Below are 23,119 nucleotides of genomic sequence, written 5' to 3'. Positions count from 1 at the left end.
AAAATGAACAACTTTAGTACTTTTTATAACTATTGGTTTTTTTATTTCCGAAAGGAGATCGGGTAGCCTATGTAGTTAACTAAAGTGAAACACATATAAATCCCGAGCTCGTCTCGGGATTTTTTTTTTGATATGAACGAAGAAACCAAAACGGTACAAGATTCCATAACGCATCCAGGGGCGAAGATCGCTATTCAGGGAGTTCGTGGTTCCAACCACCATTTGGCCGCTACGCAATGGGCCGGTCCCGAGGCCAGCGTTGTAGAATGCGAGACCTTTGATAGTCTGATCGCTAAACTTGTAGCGGAAGAAGTAGATTTTGGAATCATGGCTGTAGAGAATTCTACCGCTGGGTCCATTCTGCCCAACTACGCTTTAATTGACACCAATGATCTGCACGTTTGTGGCGAGCATTATTTGAACATCAGTCATAACCTCTTGGCTTTGGAGGGGCAAGATATCAGTGAGATCAAAGAAGTTCACTCCCATTATATGGCGCTTTTGCAGTGCAAGGCATTTTTTAGTCAGCATCCGCATATCAAATTGGTTGAAGCTTCTGATACTGCACTAGCTGCAAAAGAGATCGCCGATGGCCAATTAAAAGGCATTGCTGCCTTGGCACCGGAACTAGCAGCTTCTTTGTATAGTTTGAATGTTTTAGCACCAGATGTGCAGTCTATTTCAAAAAATGCAACGCGTTTTGTCATGGTGAGTAAAACCAAAGTACAAGAGCCGGGAGTTGCCATCAATAAAGCGTCTTTGAAGTTTGAATTAGATCACAAAAGAGGGAGTTTAGCAACTGCATTGAATGTAATGAGCGATTGCAATTTGAGTTTGACCAAGATTCAGTCCCTTCCCATAATTGAAACGCCTTGGCGCTATTCCTTTTTTGTGGATGTGGTCTTTGAAAGTCTTGCGGATTTTGAAAAAGCAACCGCCATGTTAGGAATTATGGCCAAACATTTTAAGGTTTTGGGTACGTATAACGACAAGAAGATAAACTTATGATAACTGCAAGTCGTTTAGCACAAACCAAAGAGTACTACTTCTCTAGAAAATTACGAGAAGTACGTCAGCGTATTGCTGATGGCAGGCCGGTGATCAACCTCGGGATCGGATCGCCAGATCTGCCGCCTGCACCAGAGGTAACTGCTGCATTACAAGACGCTTTGGCACATCCTAAAGCGCATCAATACCAAAGCTACCAGGGGATTCCGGAATTGCGCGAGGCTATTGCTGGTTTCTACAAGGCGCATTATAAGGCTGCTTTAAATGCTGAGACTGAAGTATTGCCTTTGATGGGGTCTAAGGAAGGGATCATGCACATTTCCATGGCTTTTTTAAACCCAGGCGATGAGGTCTTGATACCAAATCCCGGTTATCCGACCTATGCTGCCGTGGCACGTTTGGTAGAGGCTGATATTCGTACCTATGATCTCAGCGCGGAACAAAATTGGTTACCGGATCTCAATGCTTTGGCCCAAACAGATCTGAGTAAGGTTAAGATTATGTGGGTCAATTACCCGCATATGCCAACTGGGGCTACTGCTACTAAAGACTTTTTTGTCGAGCTCATTGCCTTTGCCAAAGCGCATCAGATCTTAATTGTCAATGACAATCCGTACAGTTTTATTCTCAACGATACGCCTGTATCGCTTTTAGAGGTTCCAGGAGCCAAAGAGGTGGTTTTAGAACTGAACTCTTTGAGCAAGACCTTCAATATGGCTGGCTGGCGCGTAGGGATGCTCTGTGGTAATGCGGAGTTTATCCAGGCTGTTCTTAAAGTAAAAAGCAATATGGACAGCGGGATGTTCTACGGTTTGCAAAGAGGTGCAATTGCTGCCTTGGGTATGGATAAGACTTGGTTTGAACAGCTCAATGGCACCTATGCCAGACGTCGCGAATGGGCGTGGAAGATCGCCAATGCTTTGGGTGGAGATTTTAGTGATAGTCAACAAGGACTTTTTGTTTGGGTGAAATTACCAGCGGGAACTTCTGCAGAAGCCGTTGCAGATCGCCTCTTAGATGAAGTGGATCTTTTCATCACTCCAGGAACAGTTTTTGGAACTGCGGGTGAAGGCTATATAAGAATTTCGCTTTGTGTATCGCTGACAGATTTGGAAGCTGCGCATCGCAGAATCATTGAAAAAAATATACAACTATGAATCGGGTAGTTATTATAGGACTCGGACTCATTGGAGGCTCTTTGGCTATAGACTTGAGACGGCTATACCCCAAGGTGTTGCTGCAAGGTATGGACCAAAATCCGGATCATTTAGAGCAAGCTCAGGATCTAGGATTAGTGGATTCGGAAGCTACAGAGAAAGATCTTTCCAAAGCTGATCTGGTTGTTCTCGCTATCCCTGTACATGCCACTGCACAAATTTTGGGTGGTATTCTGGATCAAGTGGGTGACCAAACCTTAGTAGCTGATATGGGCTCCACCAAAGCCGTGATCTGCTCCGCAGTAAAAACACATCCTAAGCGCAGAAATTATTTGGCCATGCATCCTATTGCCGGTACCGAATATTCAGGGCCTAAGGCCGCTATTACTGGCTTATTTGAAGGCAAGACCAACATCATCTGTGAAGTAGAAAAAACCAGTTTGACCCTTCAAGAGAAAGGACAGGAACTCTGCAGAGAATTGGGGATGCGTATTCGCTATATGGACCCGGAAGCTCATGACAAGCATTTGGCCTATGTGTCTCATTTGTCTCACGTGAGTTCTTTCATGCTGGGCAAAACAGTCATGGACATTGAGCAGAACGAGCGAGATATTTTTGACTTAGCTGGCAGTGGATTTGAATCTACCGTTCGCTTGGCAAAGAGTAGTCCCAATATGTGGGCACCGATCTTTTCGGTAAACCGCGATCATTTGTTGGACAGTCTCAATGCCTATATAGAAAATCTGGAAGCTTTTAAAGCTTTGTTAGAGCGCGACGACGAACCCGCTATGCATCAGGAAATGACAGCAATCAATAGCATCAAACATATATTAAACGGAATCAAGAAGAATTAATAAGACTATGGAAAATAAAAAAGAACTCAGAAATTGGTTAGACGCCTTTGGGCTGGAGCACCCACTAGTGATCGCAGGGCCTTGTAGCGCGGAAACCGAAGACCAAGTCCTCAAGATAGCTCATGAACTCAAAGACAGTGACGTTAGCGTATTGCGTGCAGGGATCTGGAAGCCCAGAACGCGTCCAGGTAACTTTGAAGGGGTAGGGGCTTTAGGTTTAAAATGGCTACAAAAGGCTAAGGAAGAAACTGGCCTGTTGACCACTACAGAGGTGGCCAATGCGAACCACGTGGATCTAGCATTACAACACGATGTGGATATTCTTTGGATTGGAGCACGAACCACAGTATCGCCTTTCATTGTACAAGAAATTGCAGACGCGCTAAAAGGAACGGATAAAACGGTTTTGATCAAGAACCCTGTGAATCCGGATCTTTCCCTTTGGTTGGGAGCCGTTGAGCGTTTTCACACGGCTGATATTGCTAATTTGGGAGTGATTCACCGCGGATTCTCTACCTATGAAAAGACCCGCTACAGAAACAATCCAGAATGGCAAATTGCTGTGGATCTGCAGAACCGTTTCCCGGATCTGCCGCTAATTTTGGATCCGTCTCACATTGCCGGGCGCAGAGACATCATCTTTGATCTGTGTCAAATGGCTTTGGATCTTAACTACGATGGTCTTATGGTAGAGACCCATTACGATCCAGACAACGCTTGGAGTGACGCCAAACAACAGATCACCCCAGACCGTTTGAAGGAGATCATGGTAGAACTTACTATCAGAAAAGAAGAAGGGCAAGAGCAGGAGTTTAAAAACAAGCTGAACACCCTGCGTACGCAAATTGATGTAATTGACCACCAACTTATTGAGACCTTGGGGAAACGTATGAAGGTTGCCGATGAGATCGGAACGCTTAAAAAAGCGAACAACGTGGCTGTTTTACAGACCAAGCGTTGGAACGAGATTTTGGGCAAGATGATCTTAGAAGGAGAGCAGCACCAACTCAGCGAAGAGTTTATTCTACGTGTGTTTAAAGCGATCCACCAAGAATCGATCAATCACCAAGAAAAAATCTACAAGCAATAGCCTAAACCCGCGTTTTGCGGGTTTTTTGCTGTTTGGAGTTTTGTTGTAAATAAAATCGGGGCAAACTCCCTATTTTTGTGACACCTATGAAGGGAACAGTCTATAAATCAACCGGCAGCTGGTATACCGTCAAAGATGAAAGCGGTACATTCCACGAATGCCGTATTAAAGGCAAGTTCCGCATCAAAGGAATCAAAAGTACCAATCCGGTGGCTGTTGGAGATCGGGTGGAGTTTGAACTGGAGACCAACGGTGATGAGACCGTTGGTGTGATCAAAAAGATTGACGACCGCGAGAACTATATCATTCGCAAGTCGGTCAATCTTTCCAAGCAGACCCACATCATTGCCAGTAATATCGATCAGGTGTTTTTGCTGATCACTCATGACAATCCGCCCACCTTTACCATTTTTATAGATCGTTTTTTGGTCACTGCAGAGGCTTACAGCATTCCGGCTGTTTTGCTTTTTAATAAGATGGATACCTACGATATTGAAAAGAAAGCCGAGCAGCTCTATTTGATGGATATGTATCGACAGATCGGATACACTTGTTTGGCCATCAGTGCCAAGACCGGAAAGGGCGTGGATGAAGTAAAAGCCATGATGGAAGGCAAGACCTCCATGTTTGCCGGGCATAGCGGTGTGGGTAAGTCCACTTTGGTCAATGCGGTTTCTCCGAGCTTGAATCTGGCTACTGCAGCCATCTCAGATCAACACAAGCAAGGGCAGCACACCACTACCTTTGCGCAGATGTTTGATTTGGATTTTGATGCTAGAATTATAGACACTCCAGGGATTAAAGGTTTTGGAATTGTAGATATGGACAAGGACGAGATCAGTGATTATTTCCCGGAATTCTTCGCCCTAAAATCCGAATGTAAATTCAACAATTGTTTGCATTTGGAAGAGCCGAAATGCGCCGTGAAAGAAGCTTTAGAAAACGACGAGATCTCTTGGTCCCGCTACAAAAGTTATGTGACCTTGTTAGAAGAAGAGCAGGATCAATCCTACCGTAAAGACGAGTTTCAACAAACATGAGAGCAGTAATTCAAAGAGTAAGTCAGGCATCGGTAACGGTGGCCGGAGAGCAGATCTCGTCAATAGAACAAGGCTTGTTGATTCTTTTGGGAATTGAAGCCGAGGACAAGCAGGAAGATATTGATTGGTTGACAGGAAAAATCGCGCGATTGCGAATTTTTGGTGATGAACAAGGAGCTATGAATTTGGCTCTTGGTGATGTAAATGGCGACGCTATTATAGTGAGTCAGTTTACCTTACACGGTTCAACCAAAAAAGGCAATAGACCCTCATTTATAAAGGCAGCACATCCCTCCATTGCTGAGCCACTTTATGAGGATTTTATTAGTACATTTGAGAGAGTAGTTGGTAAAAAAGTAGGTACAGGTTCCTTTGGAGCCATGATGGACGTGCAACTAACCAATGACGGCCCCGTGACCTTGATCATCGACACAAAAAACAAAGAATAACTCCACTAACTAGCGCAAAATGATTAAAAAAGTATCCCAAGTAGGATGTATTGTGATATTGCTTTTCATGGGCTTAAGTCACAATGCGTTCTCCCAAGACTACGAATTCAAGAAAGTTTCTAAAGAAGAACTGAGCATGAGTGTGTATCCGCAAGATACCGCTGCTCCTGCCGTTTATCTTCACAAATCGAGAAACACCTATTATGAAGATGACGAAGTAAAAGGTTGGGTGCTGTACACAGACGTTCATGAGCGTATCAAGATCTTGAATAAAGACGGCTTGGATTACGCCACAAGAAAGATCAATCTATATCTCAAAGGGCGTTTAAAAGAGCGTGTTGAAAGCATCAAAGCTTTTACCTTTAATCTGGAAGACGGAAAGGTCAAATCAGAAAAACTAAGCAAGTCCGGAATCTTTGAGAATATGGAGACTGACAATCGCCTGGAGGTAAGTCTTACCATGCCAGCCGTTAAAGTAGGATCTGTTCTTGAGATTTCTTACCGCATTGTTTCTCCTTTCTTCACCTCCATAGATGATGTAGTGATTCAAGAGGATATTCCCACGGCCCACCACTATACCAAGATTCAGATTTTGGAGTATTTCCAGTTCAGTCGTTTGATCAAAGGGAACTTTAACGCCAACCCAAAAGATTACACCGATACACGTAGAATTGACTTTACTTATGAGCAAGGAGGAGGGCTTACCTCGACTACCAAAGACGCTGCAGCAATATTTGAAGAGTTTATCTCTGAGTACGAATACATGCACGTTCCCGCTTTGAAAGAGGAGCGCTACGTGGATAATATTGACAATTACAGGTTCACTGTGGTCTATGAGCTCAGCAGTACTAAGAGTCAATCTGGGGTAGTGAAAGAGTATTCTAAGAGTTGGGAAGATGTTGTGGCTACCATTTACAAATACGACGGCTTTGGAAAACAGCTGGAGCGTACCAATTTCTTTAAAGATGATCTCGCCGGAGTGCTAGATGCAGCTAGTGGTTATATGGACCGCATGAACCGGATCTTTGATTATGTGAAATCTCACATGAACTGGAACAAACGCTACGGAATGAGTGCCGCAAGCGGAATTGCAAAGGCCTATCGTGAAAAAACGGGTAATACAGGAGATATCAATTTATTGCTCACCGCTATGCTTAAGGAAGCTGGTTTGAACGCAAACCCTGTTTTGGTAAGTACACGTAGTCATGGGATTCCTGCCTACCCAACAATTGATGGCTTTAACTATGTGATCGCCGCCGTTGAGATTGACGGACAACGTTATTTGTTGGATGCCACAGAAAAGATGGCTGCGCCTAATGTTTTGCCTAATCGCGTGCTGAATTGGAGTGGAACCATGGTGATGGAGAACGGGCTGTCTATGAGTGTGGACCTGTATCCAAAAACGATCAGTCAGGTGAGTACTATGCTCAATGTGGAGTTGGATGACTTTGGAGATATCAGTGGAAGTGTGCGCGCTAATAGAACTCTTTTGGAGGCTTTGGATCAACGCCGTGCTTTTGAGAACGAAAGTTCTTCAAAAATAGAAGAAGACCTGATGGATGATTACAATCTAGATTTGGTGAGTGATCTTGAGCTCAAGAATCTCAACGATACCTCCAAGCCAGTGAGCATGAGTTACAGCTTTGAAAAAGAAGGTGCCGTAGAGATCATTGATGGCGATATCTATTTGAATCCGATGTTCTTTTTGGGGATGTATGAGAATCCATTTAAACTGGATGAGCGCAACTATCCCATTAACTTTGTGCATCCGTATATGCACAGAAAGATCATAAACATAACTTTACCAGAAGGCTATTCGGTGACCAGCATCCCCGAAGCCTTAAATATCTCTCTTCCCGATGGTTTGGGAGCTTACACTTTTAATATTGGCCAATCCAATGGAAAACTCAATGTGGTGTGTTCCATTACCATGAAACAGGCGGTAGTACCTTCTTTATACTATGACACCTTAAAGGAATTTTACGGTCAACGGGTGGCTAAGGAGAGTGAAAAGGTAATAATAAGTAAATCCTAAGCTATGAATTTGGCAGATGCTCAAAAAGCTGTAGATGATTGGATCAACGCTCACGGCGTTCGATATTTTAATGAATTGACCAATATGGCCCAACTTACGGAAGAAGTTGGGGAGGTGGCCCGAATCATTGCCCGCCGTTACGGGGAGCAAAGTGAAAAAGAGTCGGACAAGGAGAAAGACTTGGGCGAGGAACTCGCCGATGTGGTCTTTGTGGTATTGTGTTTGGCCAATCAAACAGGGATAGACCTGCAGGCTGCTTTTGACAAAAAGATGGACATTAAAACCAAACGCGATCACGACAGGCATCAGCAAAATCCAAAACTGAAATAGCATGATCAAACGAATCTTAAGTGATTCCAAATTTTGGAAATCGGTAGTCTCTCTAGGCACCGCATTTATCGTAGTCTTTGTACTTCTCTTTTGGGGAGTGAATGGTTTTCAAATGTCTTTCTGGGAAGATCGTGACCCGGTACAATTGGTAGCTGTATGTTTGGCCAGTGGCTTGTTTTACGGCTTCTTTGTGACCTACGGAAAATTTTGGGCAAAATACAAACGCGAACAGCAATGAACCTAAAGCTTAGCGCTTCTCAATTGAATGCTGGAACCCTTAAGATCACGGGTTCCAAAAGTGAATCTAACCGACTGCTCATTTTAAAAGCACTCTATCCGGATTTACGCATAGACAATCTATCTAACAGTGATGATACCGATGTTTTGCAAGCTGCACTGGCCAGCGATGGATCCGTTTTGGACATCCATCACGCGGGCACATCCATGCGTTTCTTAACGACCTATCTCGCGCTCAAACCTGGGTTTGAAGGTGTGCTTACAGGAAGCCAGCGGATGCAACAACGTCCGATAGGCGTATTGGTAGATGCCTTGAGACAGCTCGGAGCAAAAATTGCATACGAGAAAGAGGAAGGATATCCACCTTTGCGGATAAGCGGAGTAAAACCTACGGGAAATCGGGTGCGAATCGCCGCTAATATTTCCAGTCAATATTTGTCTTCTTTATTGCTGACGGGATCCAAGCTAGACTCTGGCTTGGTCTTAGAGCTAGAAGGTAAGCTCACCTCTGTGCCTTATTTACAAATGACTTTGACACTATTGGAGGCACTTGGAGCCGAGACACGCTTGACCGATACGGAAGTATTTGTTGGGCCCATCACAGCTTTGAAAACGAAAGAATTTACGGTGGAGTCTGATTGGAGTTCCGCTTCTTATTTCTACAGTCTGATGGCTTTAGGCCAAGCGGATTCAATTACCCTCAGCAGTTATAAATCCGATAGCTTACAAGGCGATTCAGCTCTTGTCAATCTCTTTGAATCCTTAGGAGTGCAAAGCTCCTTTGATGCTGATGAAGTCAGTTTGACCTTGACCAAATCTGCAGTCGATCTCCCAGAGATCTATACCGCAGATCTGGCAGACACGCCTGATCTTGCCCAGACCATTGCGGTCTGTTGCTTTGGGTTGGGTATTGGTTGCGAGCTCTCCGGATTGCACACGCTAAAGATCAAAGAGACCGACCGATTGCAGGCCTTGAAGAACGAACTGGAGAAGTTTGGTGCTCGGGTTAATATCACCGATGATCACCTGAGTTTGTTGCCATCTCAGGGAATCAAGTCAGGAGTGCGTGTTGCTACTTATCAGGACCACCGAATGGCCATGGCTTTTGCGCCCTTGGCTTTGAAAACGGATTTGGTTATCGAGGAGGCGGGAGTAGTGTCTAAATCCTATCCAGAATTTTGGGAAGATCTCGAAACCTTGGGTTTTCAGATTGAAAATCAAAGATAAACCGCCATTTACTTGACAACCCCTATGCCGAGGTTGTATATTTGCCCCTTTGTAAACTAAAAAACCCGCTGAAGGCCTATGAAGCTCTCTAACTTTAACTTCGATCTTCCAACCGAATTACTTGCTGAATATCCCTCTGCCAATCGTGACGAATCGCGTTTAATGGTATTGGATCGCGAGAAGCAAACCATTGAACACCGTATGTTCAAAGATTTGATCGAGTATTTTAATGAGGACGATGTTTTGGTACTCAACAACACCAAAGTGTTCCCAGCTCGTTTGTTTGGAAATAAGGAGAAGACAGGAGCGCGTATCGAGGTTTTCTTATTGCGTGAACTCAATGCTGAAACCCGTCTTTGGGACGTTTTGGTTGATCCTGCGCGTAAGATCCGTATCGGTAATAAATTGTACTTCGGAGAGGATGAAAGCCTAGTAGCAGAGGTTATAGACAATACTACATCTAGAGGGCGTACCCTTCGTTTTCTTTACGACGGATCGTATGAAGAGTTCCGTATGAAGCTTAACGAACTTGGACAAACTCCACTTCCAAAATACATCAAGCGTGATGTAGAGCCAGAAGATGAAGAGCGTTACCAGACTATCTACGCTAAGAACGAGGGCGCTGTTGCTGCTCCGACTGCCGGGCTGCACTTTTCAAAGCATTTGATGAAGCGTTTAGAGATCAAGGGAGTTCACTTTAGTGAAGTGACCTTGCACGTTGGACTTGGAACTTTTTCTCCGGTTGAGGTGGAAGATCTGAGCAAACACAAAATGGATTCTGAAGAGATCATCATTTCCCCAGAAGCGGCGAATATGATCAACACAGGTTTGACCAATAAAAAGCGCGTTTGTGCTGTTGGAACTACTGCGATGAGAACCCTAGAGAGTTCAGTTTCGTCTAACAGAACTTTGAATCCGTATGCCGGATGGACCAATAAGTTCATTTTTCCTCCTTATGAATTCAGCATTGCCAATGCAATGATCACCAATTTGCATACACCAAAATCAACCTTGTTGATGATGGTTTCTGCCTTTGCTGGCCATGAATTCATTAAAGAAGCGTATGCGGAAGCAGTAAAGGAAAAATATCGTTTCTATTCCTACGGAGACGCCATGTTAATCCTATAATAGGATCTGAAAAAACTTTGAAAGCCCGTTGCTATTTGCAATGGGCTTTTTTTGTGCCTCAAGAAAGGGGGAATTTCTCCGGCATCGATTGCAAAAAAATCGTACATTTAGAGCTTATAACCTATTCTGTCACAGCAATTGACTGTGGCAACTGACTAAAAATGCTTACATGAAAAAAATTACTTTGCTATTTGCTCTTCTGCTGCTTGGCGTGACTGTTCATGCTCAGGTAACTAACGAAGGAGAACCAGTTTCTTGGGATCTCAATACTCGTTCTGCCCTTAATCCTGTGGTTTTAGAGGGAATTGACCTCGAAACCCTTCAAGCAGAAGATGCCGTAAATGATAAAATGTCTGGACGTCCTTGGCGTTTCGGATATGAATATTCAGTAGATCTAGGACTAGAAACTGCTGGAGTTTGGGACGAGCTTCCAAACGGAGATGGTATCTGGAGAATCAACTTGGTTTCTGAAGGAGCTAAGACCTTGAACTTTGTGTTTGATCGTTATGTATTGCCTCCAGGAGCCAAAGTGTATTTGTACAGTGATGATCGTACTAGTCTTTTGGGAGCTTACACGGACAACCTAAACAATGCTGAGAAAATGCTCGGTACTTGGTTGGTTGACGGTGACAATATCTGGATTGAGTACTACGAGCCTAAGGCCGTTCGCGGACAAGGTGAGTTGAACTTGGCAAAAGTGGTTCACGGATACCGTTCTAAATCGCAATTGTTCAGTGATGGTGTTCAGGCTAAAGGATTAAACGATTCTGGAAGCTGTAACCACGATGTAGATTGTCCAGTAGGAGCAGACTGGGACCCTTTTAAAGAAGATCTTAAGCGTTCTGTCGCACTTCAAATTATGGGTGGATTTGTTTGTTCTGGTGCTTTGATCAACAACACCAACAACGACAAAACTCCTTATTTCTTGACTGCCAACCACTGTGATGCGGGTAGTCCTGCAACTTGGTCTTTCCGTTTTAACTGGAGAAGTCCAGCACCTTCATGTGGTACCACTACACCGAGTACTTCAAGCGCATTTAACACGACTTCTGGAGCGGTAAACCGTGCCATCAATAGTGAGTCAGACGTTCGTCTGGTAGAGCTCAACAGTGCTATTCCAGATTCTTGGAACTTGGTTTGGGCAGGTTGGAACCGCAGTACAACTGCTATTCCTAACTACTCTGTAGGTATTCACCACCCAAGCGGGGACATTATGAAGGTATGTCGTGATAACAACTCACCATCTAGAGCTATTTACAATTTCAACGGTAACCCATCTACAGAAATGTGGAGAATCAACGGCGTCGGCGGCGGCGGCGGTGGCGGCTGGGAAATAGGTGTTACTGAAGGTGGATCTTCTGGATCTCCACTTTTTGACCAAAACGGACTAATTGTTGGTCAATTGGCTGGAGGTACTGCTGCATGTTCAGGAACTTCAGACAACAGCGGATTTGATATCTACGGACGTTTTGATGTTTCTTGGGACTTTGGTTCTTCTGCTTCTAACAGTGTTCGCTTCTGGTTAGATCCAGACGGAACTGCGGGTGATACTTTAGAGACACTTTCTACAACAGACTTCCAGTTCGAGTCCAATCTTTCGATTTTCCCGAACCCTGCGAATTCACTGGTTAATGTGGTTCACTTTGGAAGCAGTGACTTAGATTATGAACTTTACACCATCTTAGGACAGGTTGTGGAGCGCGGAAGCTTTGGAGCAGTTAACAACGAGTTGAACGTTTCTGGTCTTCAGAACGGAGTATACTTCCTAAAAATCGTTGATGATGAGAATGGAGCGAGTCTTACTAAAAAGATCGTCGTTCGTCATTAATCACAACGCGAATAACATTCAAAACCCTTTCTGGAAGCAGAAAGGGTTTTTTTATGCCTAATTGTGGTAATTTTGCAGCATGGAATCCAAGAGAAAGGATATACGAGCATTGACCAAAGAGGAACTGCGCGACTTTTTTGTAGCACAAGGTGATAAGGCCTTTCGCGGAAATCAGGTCTATGAATGGCTTTGGATCAAAGGGGCACATGACTTTGAGTCCATGACCAACCTTTCCAAACAGACTCGTGCGCTCTTGGATGAACATTTTGTGATCAATCACATTGCCGTAGATCAGATTCAAAAAAGTGAGGACGGTACGTTAAAGAACGCGGTAGCCTTACACGATGGCCTGATCGTTGAATCAGTTTTGATTCCAACGGAGACCAGAACCACAGCCTGTGTGTCGTCTCAAGTAGGTTGTAGTCTGGATTGTGCCTTTTGTGCTACAGCGCAACTCAAGCGAATGCGCAATTTGAATCCGGATGAGATCTACGATCAAGTCATGGCCATTCACAAGGAAAGTCAGTTGTATTACAACAGACCGCTGTCAAATATCGTCTTTATGGGCATGGGAGAGCCGCTTATGAACTACAACAATGTCTTGGCTGCTGTAGAGAAGATCACCAGTAAAGAAGGTTTGGGAATGTCTCCCAAGAGGATCGTAGTATCTACTTCTGGGGTGCCTAAGATGATTAAGAAGTTGGCAGATGATGAGGTGAAGTTTAACCTCGCCGTATCGCTTCACAGCGCCATTCAAGAGACTCGAGAAAAGATTATGCCTTTTGCTAAGCGTTTTACTTTGGAAGATCTCAGAGAATCCTTGGAGTATTGGTATGCCAAGACCAAGCGCAGAATCACTTATGAATATGTGGTGTGGAAGGATATTAACGATTCCGAAGAAGCTATTAACGCCTTGGTACGCTTCTGTCAGTATGTTCCTTGTAAAGTCAATATCATTGAATACAATCCCATTGGTGACGATCAATTCAAACAAGCCGATGACGCCACCTTGGATCGCTACATTCAAAAACTGGAGGCTAAACGAATCCCTGTTACCGTGAGAAGAAGCCGCGGGAAGGACATAGATGCCGCCTGTGGACAACTGGCTAATAAGCACTAGTATAGCGCGCTTTTCTCGTATCTTTGTAAGGTGAAGGCGGTCAGTCAAATCAAATTACCCATTGAACACGAAATGGAACTCTTCGAGAAGAAATTCTCCAATTCCATGCAATCGCGTGTACCGCTTTTTAATCGTATTACCCATTATGTGGTAAATCGCAAGGGCAAGCAAATGCGCCCGATGTTCGTCTTTCTCATTGCCAAGATGATTCACGGAGATGACCCCTTGAGTGATCGCGTCTATCGGGGTGCGAGTGTTATTGAGCTCATTCATACAGCTACCTTGGTGCATGATGATGTAGTGGACGATTCCAACAAGCGTCGTGGGTTCTTTTCTATCAATGCCTTGTGGAAGAACAAGATCGCCGTGCTGGTAGGAGATTTTATGCTTTCTAAAGGGATGCTGATGTGTATTGACAATGACGATTTTGATCTATTGCGTATCATTTCTAAAGCGGTTCGGGAGATGGCAGAGGGAGAATTGCTTCAGATAGACAAGGCCCGAAAACTAGATATCACAGAGGAGATCTATTATGAGATCATTCGCAAAAAGACGGCAACGCTAATCGCCGCTTGTTGTGCCATGGGAGCACAATCTGTTTGGGCCACCAAGGACGAGGTGAAGCTTATGGAGAAGTTCGGAGAATTAATCGGGATGGCCTTTCAGATCAAAGATGATCTGTTTGACTACGGAGAAGCTAAGATCGGGAAGCCCACAGGAATAGACATCAAAGAACAAAAGATGACCCTGCCGCTGATTCACGCGCTCAATACAGCTCCGGCTGACAAAAAACGTTGGTTGATCAACTCAGTTAAAAACCACAATACAGACAAAAAACGTGTCAAAGAGGTGATTGCGTATGTAAAAGAGGTAGGTGGTTTGGACTATGCAGTAAAAAAAATGAAGGCCTATCAAGAGCAAGCCATGGAGCTTATAAAGCCTTATCCAAACTCGCCTTACAAGGATTCCTTGGTGCTGATGGTGGACTATGTTATCGACAGAAAAAAATAATTTTTAAACCTCAGGCAACCTTTGGGAAACTATTTGCGTCTTTATAGCGAAACCCAACAAGGTCTGCTTTAGTGAAAGTGATCACGTTACATAAGAATCTCGAACAGCTTTTGGAAAAGGCCCGAACAAACAATCGGAAGGCCCAACAGCAATTGTATGAGATGTTCGCACCAAAGATGCTCAGTGTTTGTCGACAATACATCAAAGACATATCTCTAGCAGAAGAGGTGATGGTTGGAGGATTTTTTAAAGCCTTCACCGCCTTGGATTCTTTTAAAGGTAGCGGAAGTTTTGAAGGCTGGTTGCGCCGAATCATGGTTAGAGAATCTATCTCTTGGTTGCGCAAAGAGCGAAAACTTCACTTCGAATCAGAAGAAGCTATTGATCACACCACGCAACACGCCGTTTATCTAGACAGTCCCTTGGAAGTGGAACATTTGCAACTCCTTATAGATGAGTTGCCAGAAGGTTACAAAATGGTCTTTGTGATGTATGCTGTAGAAGGATATAAGCACAGTGAGATCGCCGAAGCACTCGGGATCAGTGAAAGCACCTCAAAGAGCCAATTGTTTAAGGCGCGCAAATTATTACAGCGCCAATTAAACGCTCAAAACAAGACAAGTTATGGCACCCCTTAAATTTGAAGACAACATACGCGATCAGTTTAAAAATCGCGAGATCAAGCCAAGTGCCGAGGCCTGGGATAAACTGGCGGCTCGCTTAGACGAGGCTCCAAAGCGCGAAAAGAAAGGCTTTGGAATCTGGTGGGCAATTGCAGCAGGAATTGCTGGATTGGCATTAATAGGTTCTTTGATCTGGAGTGGAGATCCAGCCCAGCAGCAAAATGAGATCGTTATTGAAGAGCCTGCTCCAGAAGCTCCAAAGACAGAAAACGTGATCCCTGCGATTCCTTTAGAGAATGATCTAGAACAACAAGAAGAAGTGACAGAGGTTGCTGCACAAGATCAGCAGCAAGAGGTTGCTCCTGAAAAGGAAATCCAAGTGGAAGAAGTAGTTGAGCAGAAGAAGACTTCAATTGCTCAGACTCCGGTAGAACAAGCTCCGAAAGAATCCGAAGTGATCTTTGTAGATCCAAGAGAAATTGAAGATACAGCCGTTGCAGTGAATACTGCAGATGTGAAGACACAAGATCAGGATGCGGTAGCTGCCAAAGTAGAGGAGGTCGTTGGAAAGATTAAGGACTTGGAAGCGGCTAATGCTGAAGTTTCCGAGGAAGAGATCGCGGATCTTTTGCTGCAAGCCCAACGGGAACTCAAGACCAAATCCATGATCAATATGGAGACCCTCAAGGTAGACGCCAATGCACTACTTATGGACGTGGAGTATGATTTAGAGCGCTCCTTTAGAGATAAGGTCTTTGATGCCTTAGGCGACGGTTACAACAAGATTCGAACGGCCATGGCCACTCGCAATAATTAATTCATTCATTCATCAATCTGGAAGCATAGCACTACCCCTGCGGTGGTAGGGGTGGGGTTTGCTTCGACTTAAAATCAAAAACGTTATGAGAATCATTACTTACAGTACTGCTGTTGTTATTTGGTTGCTCGCTACAGTATCACTATCAGCGCAGGATGCCAACGATGCACAGGCACAGATCGACTATCTACAAGGAAAGATAGAAGCGGTCCAAACCGAAGAAAAAGAAGCCTTAAAAGATGAGGTCATTGCAATCAACGATCGCTTGGATAAGGGTGAGATCACAGAAGATGAAGCTACTCAGCTCAAACAAGAAGCAGCAGAAAAGCGCGCTTTGAATATTGAGAATCGCGTGGTGATCATTCAAAATCAGATCGATCTTTTAGAACGCAACGGTTCCTTGAACACGACGTCCACAGATAATTTTGAATTGGTAGTTTTTTCTAAAGGGAAGGTCCTTGATTTTGACTATACCCCAAAAGAACGTAAGTACGACCGCAGGACTACCAGCGACTTAGTATTGGCCTTTGGTTTGAACAATGCCATCACGGAGGGCGAGTCCTTTGGGGATACTGATTTTAAAATTGCAGGAAGTCGCTTTTTTGAATTGGGATGGGCTTGGAAAACTCGTGTGTTTAAAAACTCAAACTGGCTGCGTTTCAAGTATGGATTCTCCTTTCAGTTCAATGGACTCAAACTGACTGATGACCGCTTCTTTGAAGATACCGGAACAGAGACTGTGGTTCGCGAATTTGGTGCAAACTTGGATAAATCAAAACTGAGAAATGACTATTTGGTGTTCCCAATGCACTTTGAATTTGGGCCATCAAGAAAGATAGAAAAGGAGGATTACTTCCGTTATTCAACCCGCAACAAGCTTAAAATTGGTTTGGGTGGATATGCAGGATTCCGATTGCGCACTGTTCAAAAGCTTCGCTTTGACGGTCCGGACGGTAATGAAGTGGAGCAAAAACAAACCGGCAATTTCAACACCAACAACTTTGCGTACGGTTTGAGCGGATACATAGGATGGACCGGAATGGCCCTATATGTGAAGTACGATCTCAACCCGATCTTTAAAGACAATCCGGTGGAACAGCGCAATATTTCTGTCGGCTTACGATTCGACGTGGATTAAACCCGTTCTCATTTGTAAAAAAGAAGGCACCTTAGGGTGCCTTTTTTAGTGTAAATAGGGGCTATTTTGCTATTTTTATCCTCTTAGACCTGAGTATTGATCTCCAAAAGCACCATAGACAAAGTATATGAAACCGCTCGCCTGGAAGAGGTGATCGGTGACTTTGTGCAACTCAAAAAATCAGGTTCGAATTTTAAAGGCTTGAGTCCGTTCACTGAGGAGCGCACTCCGAGTTTTATGGTATCTCCGGTAAAGCAGATCTGGAAAGACTTTTCCAGTGGTAAGGGTGGAAATGTCGTGGCCTTTTTGATGGAACACGAGCATTTTTCGTATCCGGAGGCGATTAAGTACCTCGCCAAGAAATACGGCATAGAGGTAGAAGAAACCCAGCAAACCGATGAGCAAAAACAACTGGCCAGTGAACGAGAGAGTTTGTATTTGGTTAGTGAGTTTGCCAAGGACTATTTTCATAAAACCTTATTGCACAGTGAAGAGGGCAAAGCCATTGGGTTGACCTATTTCAAAGAGCGTGGCTTTACAGACCAAACCATTAAAGATTTTGCACTCGGCTACAATCCCAACAGTTGGGATGCCTTTACTTCAGAGGCCTTAGGAAAGGGTTATAAACTCGACTATCTGGACAAAACAGGACTGACCATTGTCCGAGAAGACAAGCAGTTCGATCGTTTTAAGGGTCGGGTGATGTTCCCGATCCACAGTATGAGTGGTCGCGTCTTGGGATTTGGTGGTCGTATTTTGACCAACGATAAAAAGGCGGCCAAGTATGTGAATTCTCCAGAGAGCGAGATCTATCAGAAAAGTAAGATCCTTTACGGTCTTTATCAGGCCAAACAAACCATAGCCAAAGAAGATCGCTGTTATCTCGTTGAGGGGTACACAGATGTGATTCAAATGCATCAAACCGGAGTGACCAATGTGGTGGCTTCATCAGGTACGGCCTTGACTCCGGATCAAATACGCTTGATTCGTAGATTGACACCAAACATCACGGTTCTCTTTGATGGTGATGCAGCCGGATTGAGAGCTTCTCTGCGAGGGATAGATCTTATTCTTGAGCAAGGTATGAACGTGCGAGTTTGCACCTTCCCAGAAGGCGAGGATCCGGACAGTTTTGCAAAAGGGCATAGGCAAGATCAGGTGATCAAATTTTTGGAGGGAGAAAGTCAGGACTTCATCAATTTCAAAGCTTCATTGCTCGCTCAGGAATCTGCCAATGATCCTGTAAAGAAAGCCGCGACCATTCGCGAAATGGTCCAAAGTATCGCAAAGATCCCAGATGTGATCCAACGCGAAGTTTATTTACAAGAGTGCTCTCGAATCATGGAGATGAGCGAGGAAGTGCTTTTCAATGCGCTGGCACAACTGCTCAGTAAAGAGCAAAAAGAGCAGAAAAAGGCAGCTCGAAAACCGGAGCAGCCGCCTTTTGAGGTGATTGCCAATCAGGAGCTTCCTACGCAAAAGGTAGATCCGCTCTACGAATACGAGCGTAAAATATTAGAGATCCTGTTACTTTACGGAAACCTAGAGGCTGAGTTTGAGGATTTGGTCATAGAAATGGACGATCAAGGCGAAATGCAACACAAACCTGAATTTCATACTGCCAAAGTTTTTGAAAAGGTGTATTTGGATTTGCAGGACGATGAGGTCGAGTTGGCTAATCCAGACTTTAGAGCCTTATATTATGCTTTGATCCAGCATCTCAATCAAGGAGGAGAAAAGATCGATTCGCTGATTCACACCTTAGAGCCGGGGCCCGCATCTATGGCTACGAGTATTTTAATGGATGACGAACGCTATCAGTTAGGAAATTGGGAATCCAAGGAAATCTATGTCAAAGATAAGACCTATTCCATCGGGCAGTATGTGAGTCAAACCATATTGAATTTGCGTCGCTTGCTGATCTCACAAAAGATAGAAGAGTTGGCCAATATCGTCAAAGATGCTGACGATGCTGCAAGAAAAGAACCCCTAGAAACCATAATTGATTACCAGGGGCTTAAAAAGGTTTTGAGTAACAAGCTCGGTCGCGTGCTCTAAAGCTTATCTGAATTGAAACATACGAGACTGGTGGATCAGATCCGCCAAGTTGTCTACTTTAAGTTTCTTAAGTAATCTTGTTTTGTATGTACTCACGGTTTTTTCGTTAATGTCAAGGGCGTTAGCGATGTCTTTGTTTCGCTTACCACTAGACAATAAATTGAGCACTTCGATCTCTCGTGAAGAAAGCTTCTTGTAACGGCTGATCGCACTGGATTCGCCTACATTTCGGGATGTGAAAGTTGATGTCAATTCTTCGTTCAAGAAAATTCCGCCTTTGGCTACAAGCTCAAGGGCGTCTACAAATACTTTAGTTGATGCGGTTTTTGGTACGTAACCTGCCGCTCCGGATTTGATGGAACGCAGGGCGTAGATCTCCTCTGGATTGGTGGAGTAGATCAACACACGCACGTCTGGGAATTCTGCCTTGATAGTTCTTAGCGCCGTGATCCCGTTCACTTGAGGAATATCAATTTCCATTACAAGTACATCCGGTTTTTCTTCACGCAATGCTTTATAAAGCTCTGTTCCGTTGTGGACTTTATCTACGATTTCAATCGTTTCGTGTCCTTGGAGCAGACATTCAATTCCCTTGCGTACTACGGGGTGATGATCCGCTATTAATACTTTGGTCATAATTGTGAGGTTATGTTGCCGTGAACATCAAATTCACGGTTTAAATATGTGTAGTAGAAATACTACAATTTCAAAAATAGGAAAAAGCCGGAGGGGTGGAATTAAATTTCGTTTAACGTCCTAAATTTTCGATAAAGCACGGATTAACGCAATTCATGCGGGATTTCGCAGACTGGGATGGGCTGCATTTTGTGCTGATTGATACGGTTTAACCGTAAGTAGATCTTGTAGACTTCTTGCTCACGACCCTCAAAATGTTCGGGTTTTTTACCCTGATCTTGCATGGCCATGGCCCATTCTAATTCGTCATAGGAGGCGCCAATTTGATCCTCATCGGTTCTACTATCTCCAAACAAACCATCGGTTGGAGCTGCATTCATGATCGCCGCAGGAACTCCAATATGAGCTCCAACAGCGTAAACCTCACTTTTCATCAGATCGGCAATTGGGCTGAGATCTACACCGCCGTCACCGTATTTAGTATAGAATCCAACACCAAAATCCTCTACTTTATTTCCAGTACCGGCCACCAAATAACGGTGAAGTCCGGCGAAGTAATAGAGTGTAGTCATCCGCAAGCGCGCACGTGTATTTGCTAAAGACAGATCCAATAGACTATCGTCTTTTACAGGAGGTGTTTGGTCTTTGAAGCCTTCAAAAACTGGAGTGAGATCCACGCGGTGTGAAGAGACTTTTGGGAAACGCTCTTTAAGTTGGGCAATATGCTCTTCTGCTCGGGACACTTGAGACGCAGCTTGGTGAATCGGCATTTCCAAACAAAGGGTTGGATAGCCCGTCATGGCACATAGGGTAGAGGTAACTCCAGAATCAATGCCACCGCTCACGCCTACCACAAAGCCGTCAAGGCCTGCATTTTCAATATAGGACTTAAGCCATGAAACGATGTGTTCTGTTACTTTATCTACTTGCATTTTTGGCCTTCTTTTAGCTTGATTTAACGTACCTTTGCCTAGCAAAATTACGGATTTTAAAATTTATTTTTTGCCTTCGCGTTATACGATTATGAATATCCAGAAATCTATAATGAAATCGAGTTTTTATTGGGGTCTTGCCTTGGTTTTCGGCCTGCTTTTTTCCTGTGCCGATTCGCCTGAGGTAAAGCCTGAAGTATTGGACATTGCCCTGCAAGCAGAGTTTGTTCGCTTTGATCTGGAATTTGATCGTGCTCAGGAATCTGAGATTCCCAAATTAAAGACTAAGTATCCGCGTTTGTTTCCGCAGCAATACCCAGACAGTTTTTGGGTAGCTAAAAAACGCGACACCTTATTACAGGCTTTGGCTCAAGAGGTTCAAGCAGCATTTCCTGATTTCACTCAGCAGGAAGAAGAGCTCAATCTGCTTTTTAAACATATAAAGTATTACTTCCCAGATTTTCAAGCGCCTACAATATTTACTGTTATTTCAGAAGTTGATTATAAGGATCCTGTACTGTGGGCTGGAGATCAAATGAGCATTGGCCTAGACAATTATTTAGGGGCAGATCATCCTTTTTATGAAGGGATTCCTTTATATATATCAGCAAATATGAAGTCGGAGCAGATTGTGGCAGACGTTGCGAATCTGGCCAGCCGCGCTTATGTTCCACCAGCCAGGAACCGCAGTTTTTTAGGGCAGATGCTCTATCACGGGAAGTTACTTTATTTACAAACTCTGTTGATGCCGCTAGAATCTGAGGCAACCCTAATGGGTTATTCAGAGGCTCAATACCAGTGGGCTACAGAGAATGAAATGGACATCTGGCGTTACTTTGTTGAGCGAGAAGTACTCTATGATACCAATCCTAAACTGTTGAACCAGTTTATAAATCCAGCACCTTTTTCTAAATTCTATTTAGAGATCGACAATGAATCTCCAGGCCGTATAGGTCGCTATATGGGCTTACAAATGGTGAAAGCCTTCGCGGAAAATACCGACAGTTCTTTAGCAGAAATATTAACAACACCTGCGGATCAATTGTATCAGCAGTCCAAATACAAACCCAAAAAGTAATGGCGAACAATCACACTTCAGAAATCTCTTTTAAAGTTGAATTAGACGAGAACAGAGTCCCTGAGAAAATTCATTGGAGTGCTGCAGATGGCGGTGTGACCGATCAAGAATCTAAGGCGGCTTTGATCTCCGTTTGGGATCCTAAAGGGAAAGAAGCTTTGCGCATTGATCTTTGGACCAAAGACATGCCTGTTGAGGAAATGAAGGTTTTCTTTTACCAAACCTTGCAAGGCATGGCAGGCACCTACAAGCGCGCCACCAATGATGATAAAATGGCCGATACCATGCTGGACTTTGTGGATTATTTTGCTGATAAAACTGGCATTAAATAGGTCTTATGCAGTCAGAGCGCGCCTTGCACTTTGTTTATAATGCCGATTCTGGTACCCTCAATGCAGTCAAGGACAGCTTGCGCAAATGGTTATCGCCAGAAACCTACGATTGCGACCTTTGCGCACTTACCCATGATGCTTTTCAAGAAAATAAAGCCTGGAAAGCTTTTCGCGAATCCGCGGATATTCCCATGCATTTTCACCATCGGGATGAATTTGAAAAGACCTTCCGTTCCAAATGGCTTCCCAAATACGATTTCCCAGCGGTAATTTTAGAATCTGAGCACGGTTTGGAATTGATGATCGCTGCTGATGAACTTAAAGCTCTCAACGAGGTTGATGCACTCATTGCAGTGGTCAAAGAAAAGTGGACGCTTTATAGCTGAGATTCCTCAGCAATCTCTTTGTTTATGGTATCGATATAATCCAATAACTCTTCCGCTCCTAGGCGTTTAGAGCTCGAGGTGATGAAGTAGGGAGGTAGGCTCTCCCAGGTTTGCAACAGGCGTTCCAGGTAAAGGTCTACATTGCGTTTAAGCGCATTGGGTTTGAGCTTGTCCGCTTTGGTGAAAATGATTCCAAAAGGCAAGTTATTCTCGCCCAGCCATTGCATGAATTCCAGATCAATAGGCTGTGGATCGTGACGGCAATCCACTAACACAAAACCCATAACCAATTGTTTGCGGCGTTCAAAGTACTGCGTTATAAACTTCTGAAAGGTTTTTTTGTCTGACTTAGATACGCGTGCATAACCGTAGCCAGGCAAATCTACCAAATGCCAATTCTCATTGATGAGAAAGTGATTGATCAGCTGTGTTTTCCCAGGTCTCCCGGATGTTTTTGCCAAGCTCTTTCTGTTGGTCAACATATTGATCAATGATGACTTCCCAACGTTAGATCGGCCAATAAAGGCGTATTCCGGCAAATTACTTTTCGGACATTTGGCAACATCGCTGTTGCTCATTACAAAAGATGCGGATTTAATATCCAT

At 44.0% G+C, this 23,119-nt stretch carries 24 protein-coding genes; 21 read left to right on the top strand and 3 right to left on the bottom strand.

Features of this window, described 5'->3' with window-relative positions:
- The first annotated feature begins 132 nt into the window (after positions 1-132).
- From ACSLP7_RS11020 to dnaG, 18 genes are all read left to right on the top strand, one after another.
- Positions 133-1,008 (top strand): prephenate dehydratase, encoded by an 876-nt coding sequence (locus tag ACSLP7_RS11020; RefSeq protein WP_435579348.1) that lies wholly within the window; start codon positions 133-135, stop codon positions 1,006-1,008.
- A complete protein-coding gene (locus ACSLP7_RS11015; protein ID WP_435579347.1) occupies positions 1,005-2,165 on the top strand; it encodes a pyridoxal phosphate-dependent aminotransferase in 1,161 nt (386 codons plus the stop codon). Before ACSLP7_RS11020 ends, ACSLP7_RS11015 begins: the two co-directional genes overlap by 4 nt.
- Positions 2,162-3,019 carry a prephenate dehydrogenase gene (locus ACSLP7_RS11010; protein ID WP_435579346.1) on the top strand — a complete coding sequence of 286 codons (858 nt, stop codon included), beginning with the start codon at positions 2,162-2,164 and terminating at the stop codon, positions 3,017-3,019. Before ACSLP7_RS11015 ends, ACSLP7_RS11010 begins: the two co-directional genes overlap by 4 nt.
- A 7-nt stretch (positions 3,020-3,026) precedes the next feature.
- Positions 3,027-4,109: a chorismate mutase gene (locus ACSLP7_RS11005; RefSeq protein WP_435579345.1), complete on the top strand. Its 1,083-nt coding sequence runs from the start codon at positions 3,027-3,029 to the stop codon at positions 4,107-4,109.
- A gap of 86 nt (positions 4,110-4,195) precedes the next feature.
- Positions 4,196-5,149, top strand: coding sequence for a ribosome small subunit-dependent GTPase A (gene rsgA / locus ACSLP7_RS11000; protein ID WP_435579344.1), 954 nt, complete (start codon positions 4,196-4,198; stop codon positions 5,147-5,149).
- The gene (dtd, locus tag ACSLP7_RS10995; protein WP_435579343.1) at positions 5,146-5,598 is read left to right on the top strand and encodes a D-aminoacyl-tRNA deacylase; all 453 of its coding nucleotides are present in this window, start codon (positions 5,146-5,148) and stop codon (positions 5,596-5,598) included. The genes rsgA and dtd overlap by 4 nt, the downstream gene beginning before the upstream one ends.
- Positions 5,599-5,617: 19 nt before the next feature.
- Positions 5,618-7,633 carry a transglutaminase gene (locus ACSLP7_RS10990; RefSeq protein ID WP_435579342.1) on the top strand — a complete coding sequence of 672 codons (2,016 nt, stop codon included), beginning with the start codon at positions 5,618-5,620 and terminating at the stop codon, positions 7,631-7,633.
- Positions 7,634-7,636: 3 nt separating this feature from the next.
- A complete protein-coding gene (locus ACSLP7_RS10985) occupies positions 7,637-7,963 on the top strand; it encodes a nucleotide pyrophosphohydrolase (protein ID WP_435579341.1) in 327 nt (108 codons plus the stop codon).
- Position 7,964: 1 nt separating this feature from the next.
- Complete coding sequence (locus ACSLP7_RS10980) at positions 7,965-8,201, top strand: hypothetical protein (RefSeq protein ID WP_291185556.1); 237 nt, start codon at positions 7,965-7,967, stop codon at positions 8,199-8,201.
- A complete protein-coding gene (locus ACSLP7_RS10975; RefSeq protein WP_435579340.1) occupies positions 8,198-9,427 on the top strand; it encodes a 3-phosphoshikimate 1-carboxyvinyltransferase in 1,230 nt (409 codons plus the stop codon). Before ACSLP7_RS10980 ends, ACSLP7_RS10975 begins: the two co-directional genes overlap by 4 nt.
- Positions 9,428-9,505: 78 nt before the next feature.
- Positions 9,506-10,555, top strand: coding sequence for a tRNA preQ1(34) S-adenosylmethionine ribosyltransferase-isomerase QueA (gene queA / locus ACSLP7_RS10970; protein ID WP_291185552.1), 1,050 nt, complete (start codon positions 9,506-9,508; stop codon positions 10,553-10,555).
- A gap of 169 nt (positions 10,556-10,724) precedes the next feature.
- Positions 10,725-12,383 (top strand): T9SS type A sorting domain-containing protein, encoded by a 1,659-nt coding sequence (locus ACSLP7_RS10965; RefSeq protein ID WP_435579339.1) that lies wholly within the window; start codon positions 10,725-10,727, stop codon positions 12,381-12,383.
- Between the two features lie 79 nt (positions 12,384-12,462).
- Complete coding sequence (gene rlmN / locus ACSLP7_RS10960) at positions 12,463-13,503, top strand: 23S rRNA (adenine(2503)-C(2))-methyltransferase RlmN (protein ID WP_435579338.1); 1,041 nt, start codon at positions 12,463-12,465, stop codon at positions 13,501-13,503.
- A 30-nt stretch (positions 13,504-13,533) separates the two neighbouring features.
- On the top strand, positions 13,534-14,514 hold the full coding sequence (locus ACSLP7_RS10955; protein ID WP_435579337.1) for a polyprenyl synthetase family protein: 981 nt from the start codon (positions 13,534-13,536) through the stop codon (positions 14,512-14,514).
- Positions 14,515-14,585: 71 nt separating this feature from the next.
- A complete protein-coding gene (locus ACSLP7_RS10950) occupies positions 14,586-15,152 on the top strand; it encodes an RNA polymerase sigma factor (protein WP_435579336.1) in 567 nt (188 codons plus the stop codon).
- Positions 15,139-15,954: a hypothetical protein gene (locus ACSLP7_RS10945; protein WP_435579335.1), complete on the top strand. Its 816-nt coding sequence runs from the start codon at positions 15,139-15,141 to the stop codon at positions 15,952-15,954. Before ACSLP7_RS10950 ends, ACSLP7_RS10945 begins: the two co-directional genes overlap by 14 nt.
- 85 nt (positions 15,955-16,039) lie before the next feature.
- Entirely contained in the window at positions 16,040-17,092 is a 1,053-nt protein-coding gene (locus ACSLP7_RS10940; protein WP_435579334.1) for a coiled-coil domain-containing protein, read from the top strand.
- Positions 17,093-17,188: 96 nt separating this feature from the next.
- Positions 17,189-19,150 carry a DNA primase gene (gene dnaG / locus ACSLP7_RS10935; RefSeq protein WP_435579333.1) on the top strand — a complete coding sequence of 654 codons (1,962 nt, stop codon included), beginning with the start codon at positions 17,189-17,191 and terminating at the stop codon, positions 19,148-19,150.
- A gap of 3 nt (positions 19,151-19,153) precedes the next feature.
- Here dnaG and ACSLP7_RS10930 read toward each other — a convergent pair whose 3' ends face one another.
- Both ACSLP7_RS10930 and nadE read right to left on the bottom strand, forming a co-directional pair.
- Positions 19,154-19,786, bottom strand: a complete 633-nt coding sequence (locus tag ACSLP7_RS10930; protein WP_087523289.1) for a response regulator — start codon at positions 19,784-19,786, stop codon at positions 19,154-19,156.
- A 143-nt stretch (positions 19,787-19,929) separates the two neighbouring features.
- On the bottom strand, positions 19,930-20,718 hold the full coding sequence (gene nadE, locus ACSLP7_RS10925) for an NAD(+) synthase (RefSeq protein ID WP_435579332.1): 789 nt from the start codon (positions 20,716-20,718) through the stop codon (positions 19,930-19,932).
- A gap of 112 nt (positions 20,719-20,830) precedes the next feature.
- Between nadE and gldB the strand changes: the two genes are divergently transcribed.
- From gldB to ACSLP7_RS10910, 3 genes are read left to right on the top strand one after another with little or no spacing between them, the layout of a single operon-like run.
- The gene (gene gldB, locus ACSLP7_RS10920; RefSeq protein ID WP_435579331.1) at positions 20,831-21,796 is read left to right on the top strand and encodes a gliding motility lipoprotein GldB; all 966 of its coding nucleotides are present in this window, start codon (positions 20,831-20,833) and stop codon (positions 21,794-21,796) included.
- A complete protein-coding gene (gene gldC, locus ACSLP7_RS10915) occupies positions 21,796-22,128 on the top strand; it encodes a gliding motility protein GldC (protein ID WP_435579330.1) in 333 nt (110 codons plus the stop codon). Before gldB ends, gldC begins: the two co-directional genes overlap by 1 nt.
- A 5-nt stretch (positions 22,129-22,133) precedes the next feature.
- Positions 22,134-22,514, top strand: coding sequence for a GTPase (locus tag ACSLP7_RS10910; RefSeq protein WP_435579329.1), 381 nt, complete (start codon positions 22,134-22,136; stop codon positions 22,512-22,514).
- Here ACSLP7_RS10910 and yihA read toward each other — a convergent pair.
- Complete coding sequence (gene yihA / locus ACSLP7_RS10905) at positions 22,505-23,119, bottom strand: ribosome biogenesis GTP-binding protein YihA/YsxC (protein WP_435579328.1); 615 nt, start codon at positions 23,117-23,119, stop codon at positions 22,505-22,507. The genes ACSLP7_RS10910 and yihA overlap by 10 nt on opposite strands.

It is taken from the genome of Gilvibacter sp., from assembly GCF_965601605.1.
In the GTDB taxonomy this organism is placed as follows: domain Bacteria; phylum Bacteroidota; class Bacteroidia; order Flavobacteriales; family Flavobacteriaceae; genus Gilvibacter.
The sequence above is the reverse complement of the archived record's forward strand: the minus strand, read 5'-3'. Positions and strand labels throughout refer to the sequence as shown.

Bases quoted from the DNA above. Each gene is read 5' to 3' on its own strand.
- rlmN (WP_435579338.1), top strand. From the start codon at position 12,463: ATGGAATCCAAGAGAAAGGATATACGAGCATTGACCAAAGAGGAACTG.
- yihA (WP_435579328.1), bottom strand. From the start codon at position 23,119: ATGGATATTAAATCCGCATCTTTTGTAATGAGCAACAGCGATGTTGCC.
- nadE (WP_435579332.1), bottom strand. From the start codon at position 20,718: ATGCAAGTAGATAAAGTAACAGAACACATCGTTTCATGGCTTAAGTCC.
- ACSLP7_RS10975 (WP_435579340.1), top strand. From the start codon at position 8,198: ATGAACCTAAAGCTTAGCGCTTCTCAATTGAATGCTGGAACCCTTAAG.
- ACSLP7_RS10980 (WP_291185556.1), top strand. From the start codon at position 7,965: ATGATCAAACGAATCTTAAGTGATTCCAAATTTTGGAAATCGGTAGTC.
- gldC (WP_435579330.1), top strand. From the start codon at position 21,796: ATGGCGAACAATCACACTTCAGAAATCTCTTTTAAAGTTGAATTAGAC.
- ACSLP7_RS10930 (WP_087523289.1), bottom strand. From the start codon at position 19,786: ATGACCAAAGTATTAATAGCGGATCATCACCCCGTAGTACGCAAGGGA.
- gldB (WP_435579331.1), top strand. From the start codon at position 20,831: ATGAAATCGAGTTTTTATTGGGGTCTTGCCTTGGTTTTCGGCCTGCTT.
- ACSLP7_RS10965 (WP_435579339.1), top strand. From the start codon at position 10,725: ATGAAAAAAATTACTTTGCTATTTGCTCTTCTGCTGCTTGGCGTGACT.
- ACSLP7_RS11005 (WP_435579345.1), top strand. From the start codon at position 3,027: ATGGAAAATAAAAAAGAACTCAGAAATTGGTTAGACGCCTTTGGGCTG.
- ACSLP7_RS10945 (WP_435579335.1), top strand. From the start codon at position 15,139: ATGGCACCCCTTAAATTTGAAGACAACATACGCGATCAGTTTAAAAAT.
- rsgA (WP_435579344.1), top strand. From the start codon at position 4,196: ATGAAGGGAACAGTCTATAAATCAACCGGCAGCTGGTATACCGTCAAA.
- ACSLP7_RS11015 (WP_435579347.1), top strand. From the start codon at position 1,005: ATGATAACTGCAAGTCGTTTAGCACAAACCAAAGAGTACTACTTCTCT.
- queA (WP_291185552.1), top strand. From the start codon at position 9,506: ATGAAGCTCTCTAACTTTAACTTCGATCTTCCAACCGAATTACTTGCT.
- ACSLP7_RS10985 (WP_435579341.1), top strand. From the start codon at position 7,637: ATGAATTTGGCAGATGCTCAAAAAGCTGTAGATGATTGGATCAACGCT.
- ACSLP7_RS11010 (WP_435579346.1), top strand. From the start codon at position 2,162: ATGAATCGGGTAGTTATTATAGGACTCGGACTCATTGGAGGCTCTTTG.
- ACSLP7_RS10910 (WP_435579329.1), top strand. From the start codon at position 22,134: ATGCAGTCAGAGCGCGCCTTGCACTTTGTTTATAATGCCGATTCTGGT.
- ACSLP7_RS10940 (WP_435579334.1), top strand. From the start codon at position 16,040: ATGAGAATCATTACTTACAGTACTGCTGTTGTTATTTGGTTGCTCGCT.
- ACSLP7_RS10990 (WP_435579342.1), top strand. From the start codon at position 5,618: ATGATTAAAAAAGTATCCCAAGTAGGATGTATTGTGATATTGCTTTTC.
- ACSLP7_RS11020 (WP_435579348.1), top strand. From the start codon at position 133: ATGAACGAAGAAACCAAAACGGTACAAGATTCCATAACGCATCCAGGG.
- dtd (WP_435579343.1), top strand. From the start codon at position 5,146: ATGAGAGCAGTAATTCAAAGAGTAAGTCAGGCATCGGTAACGGTGGCC.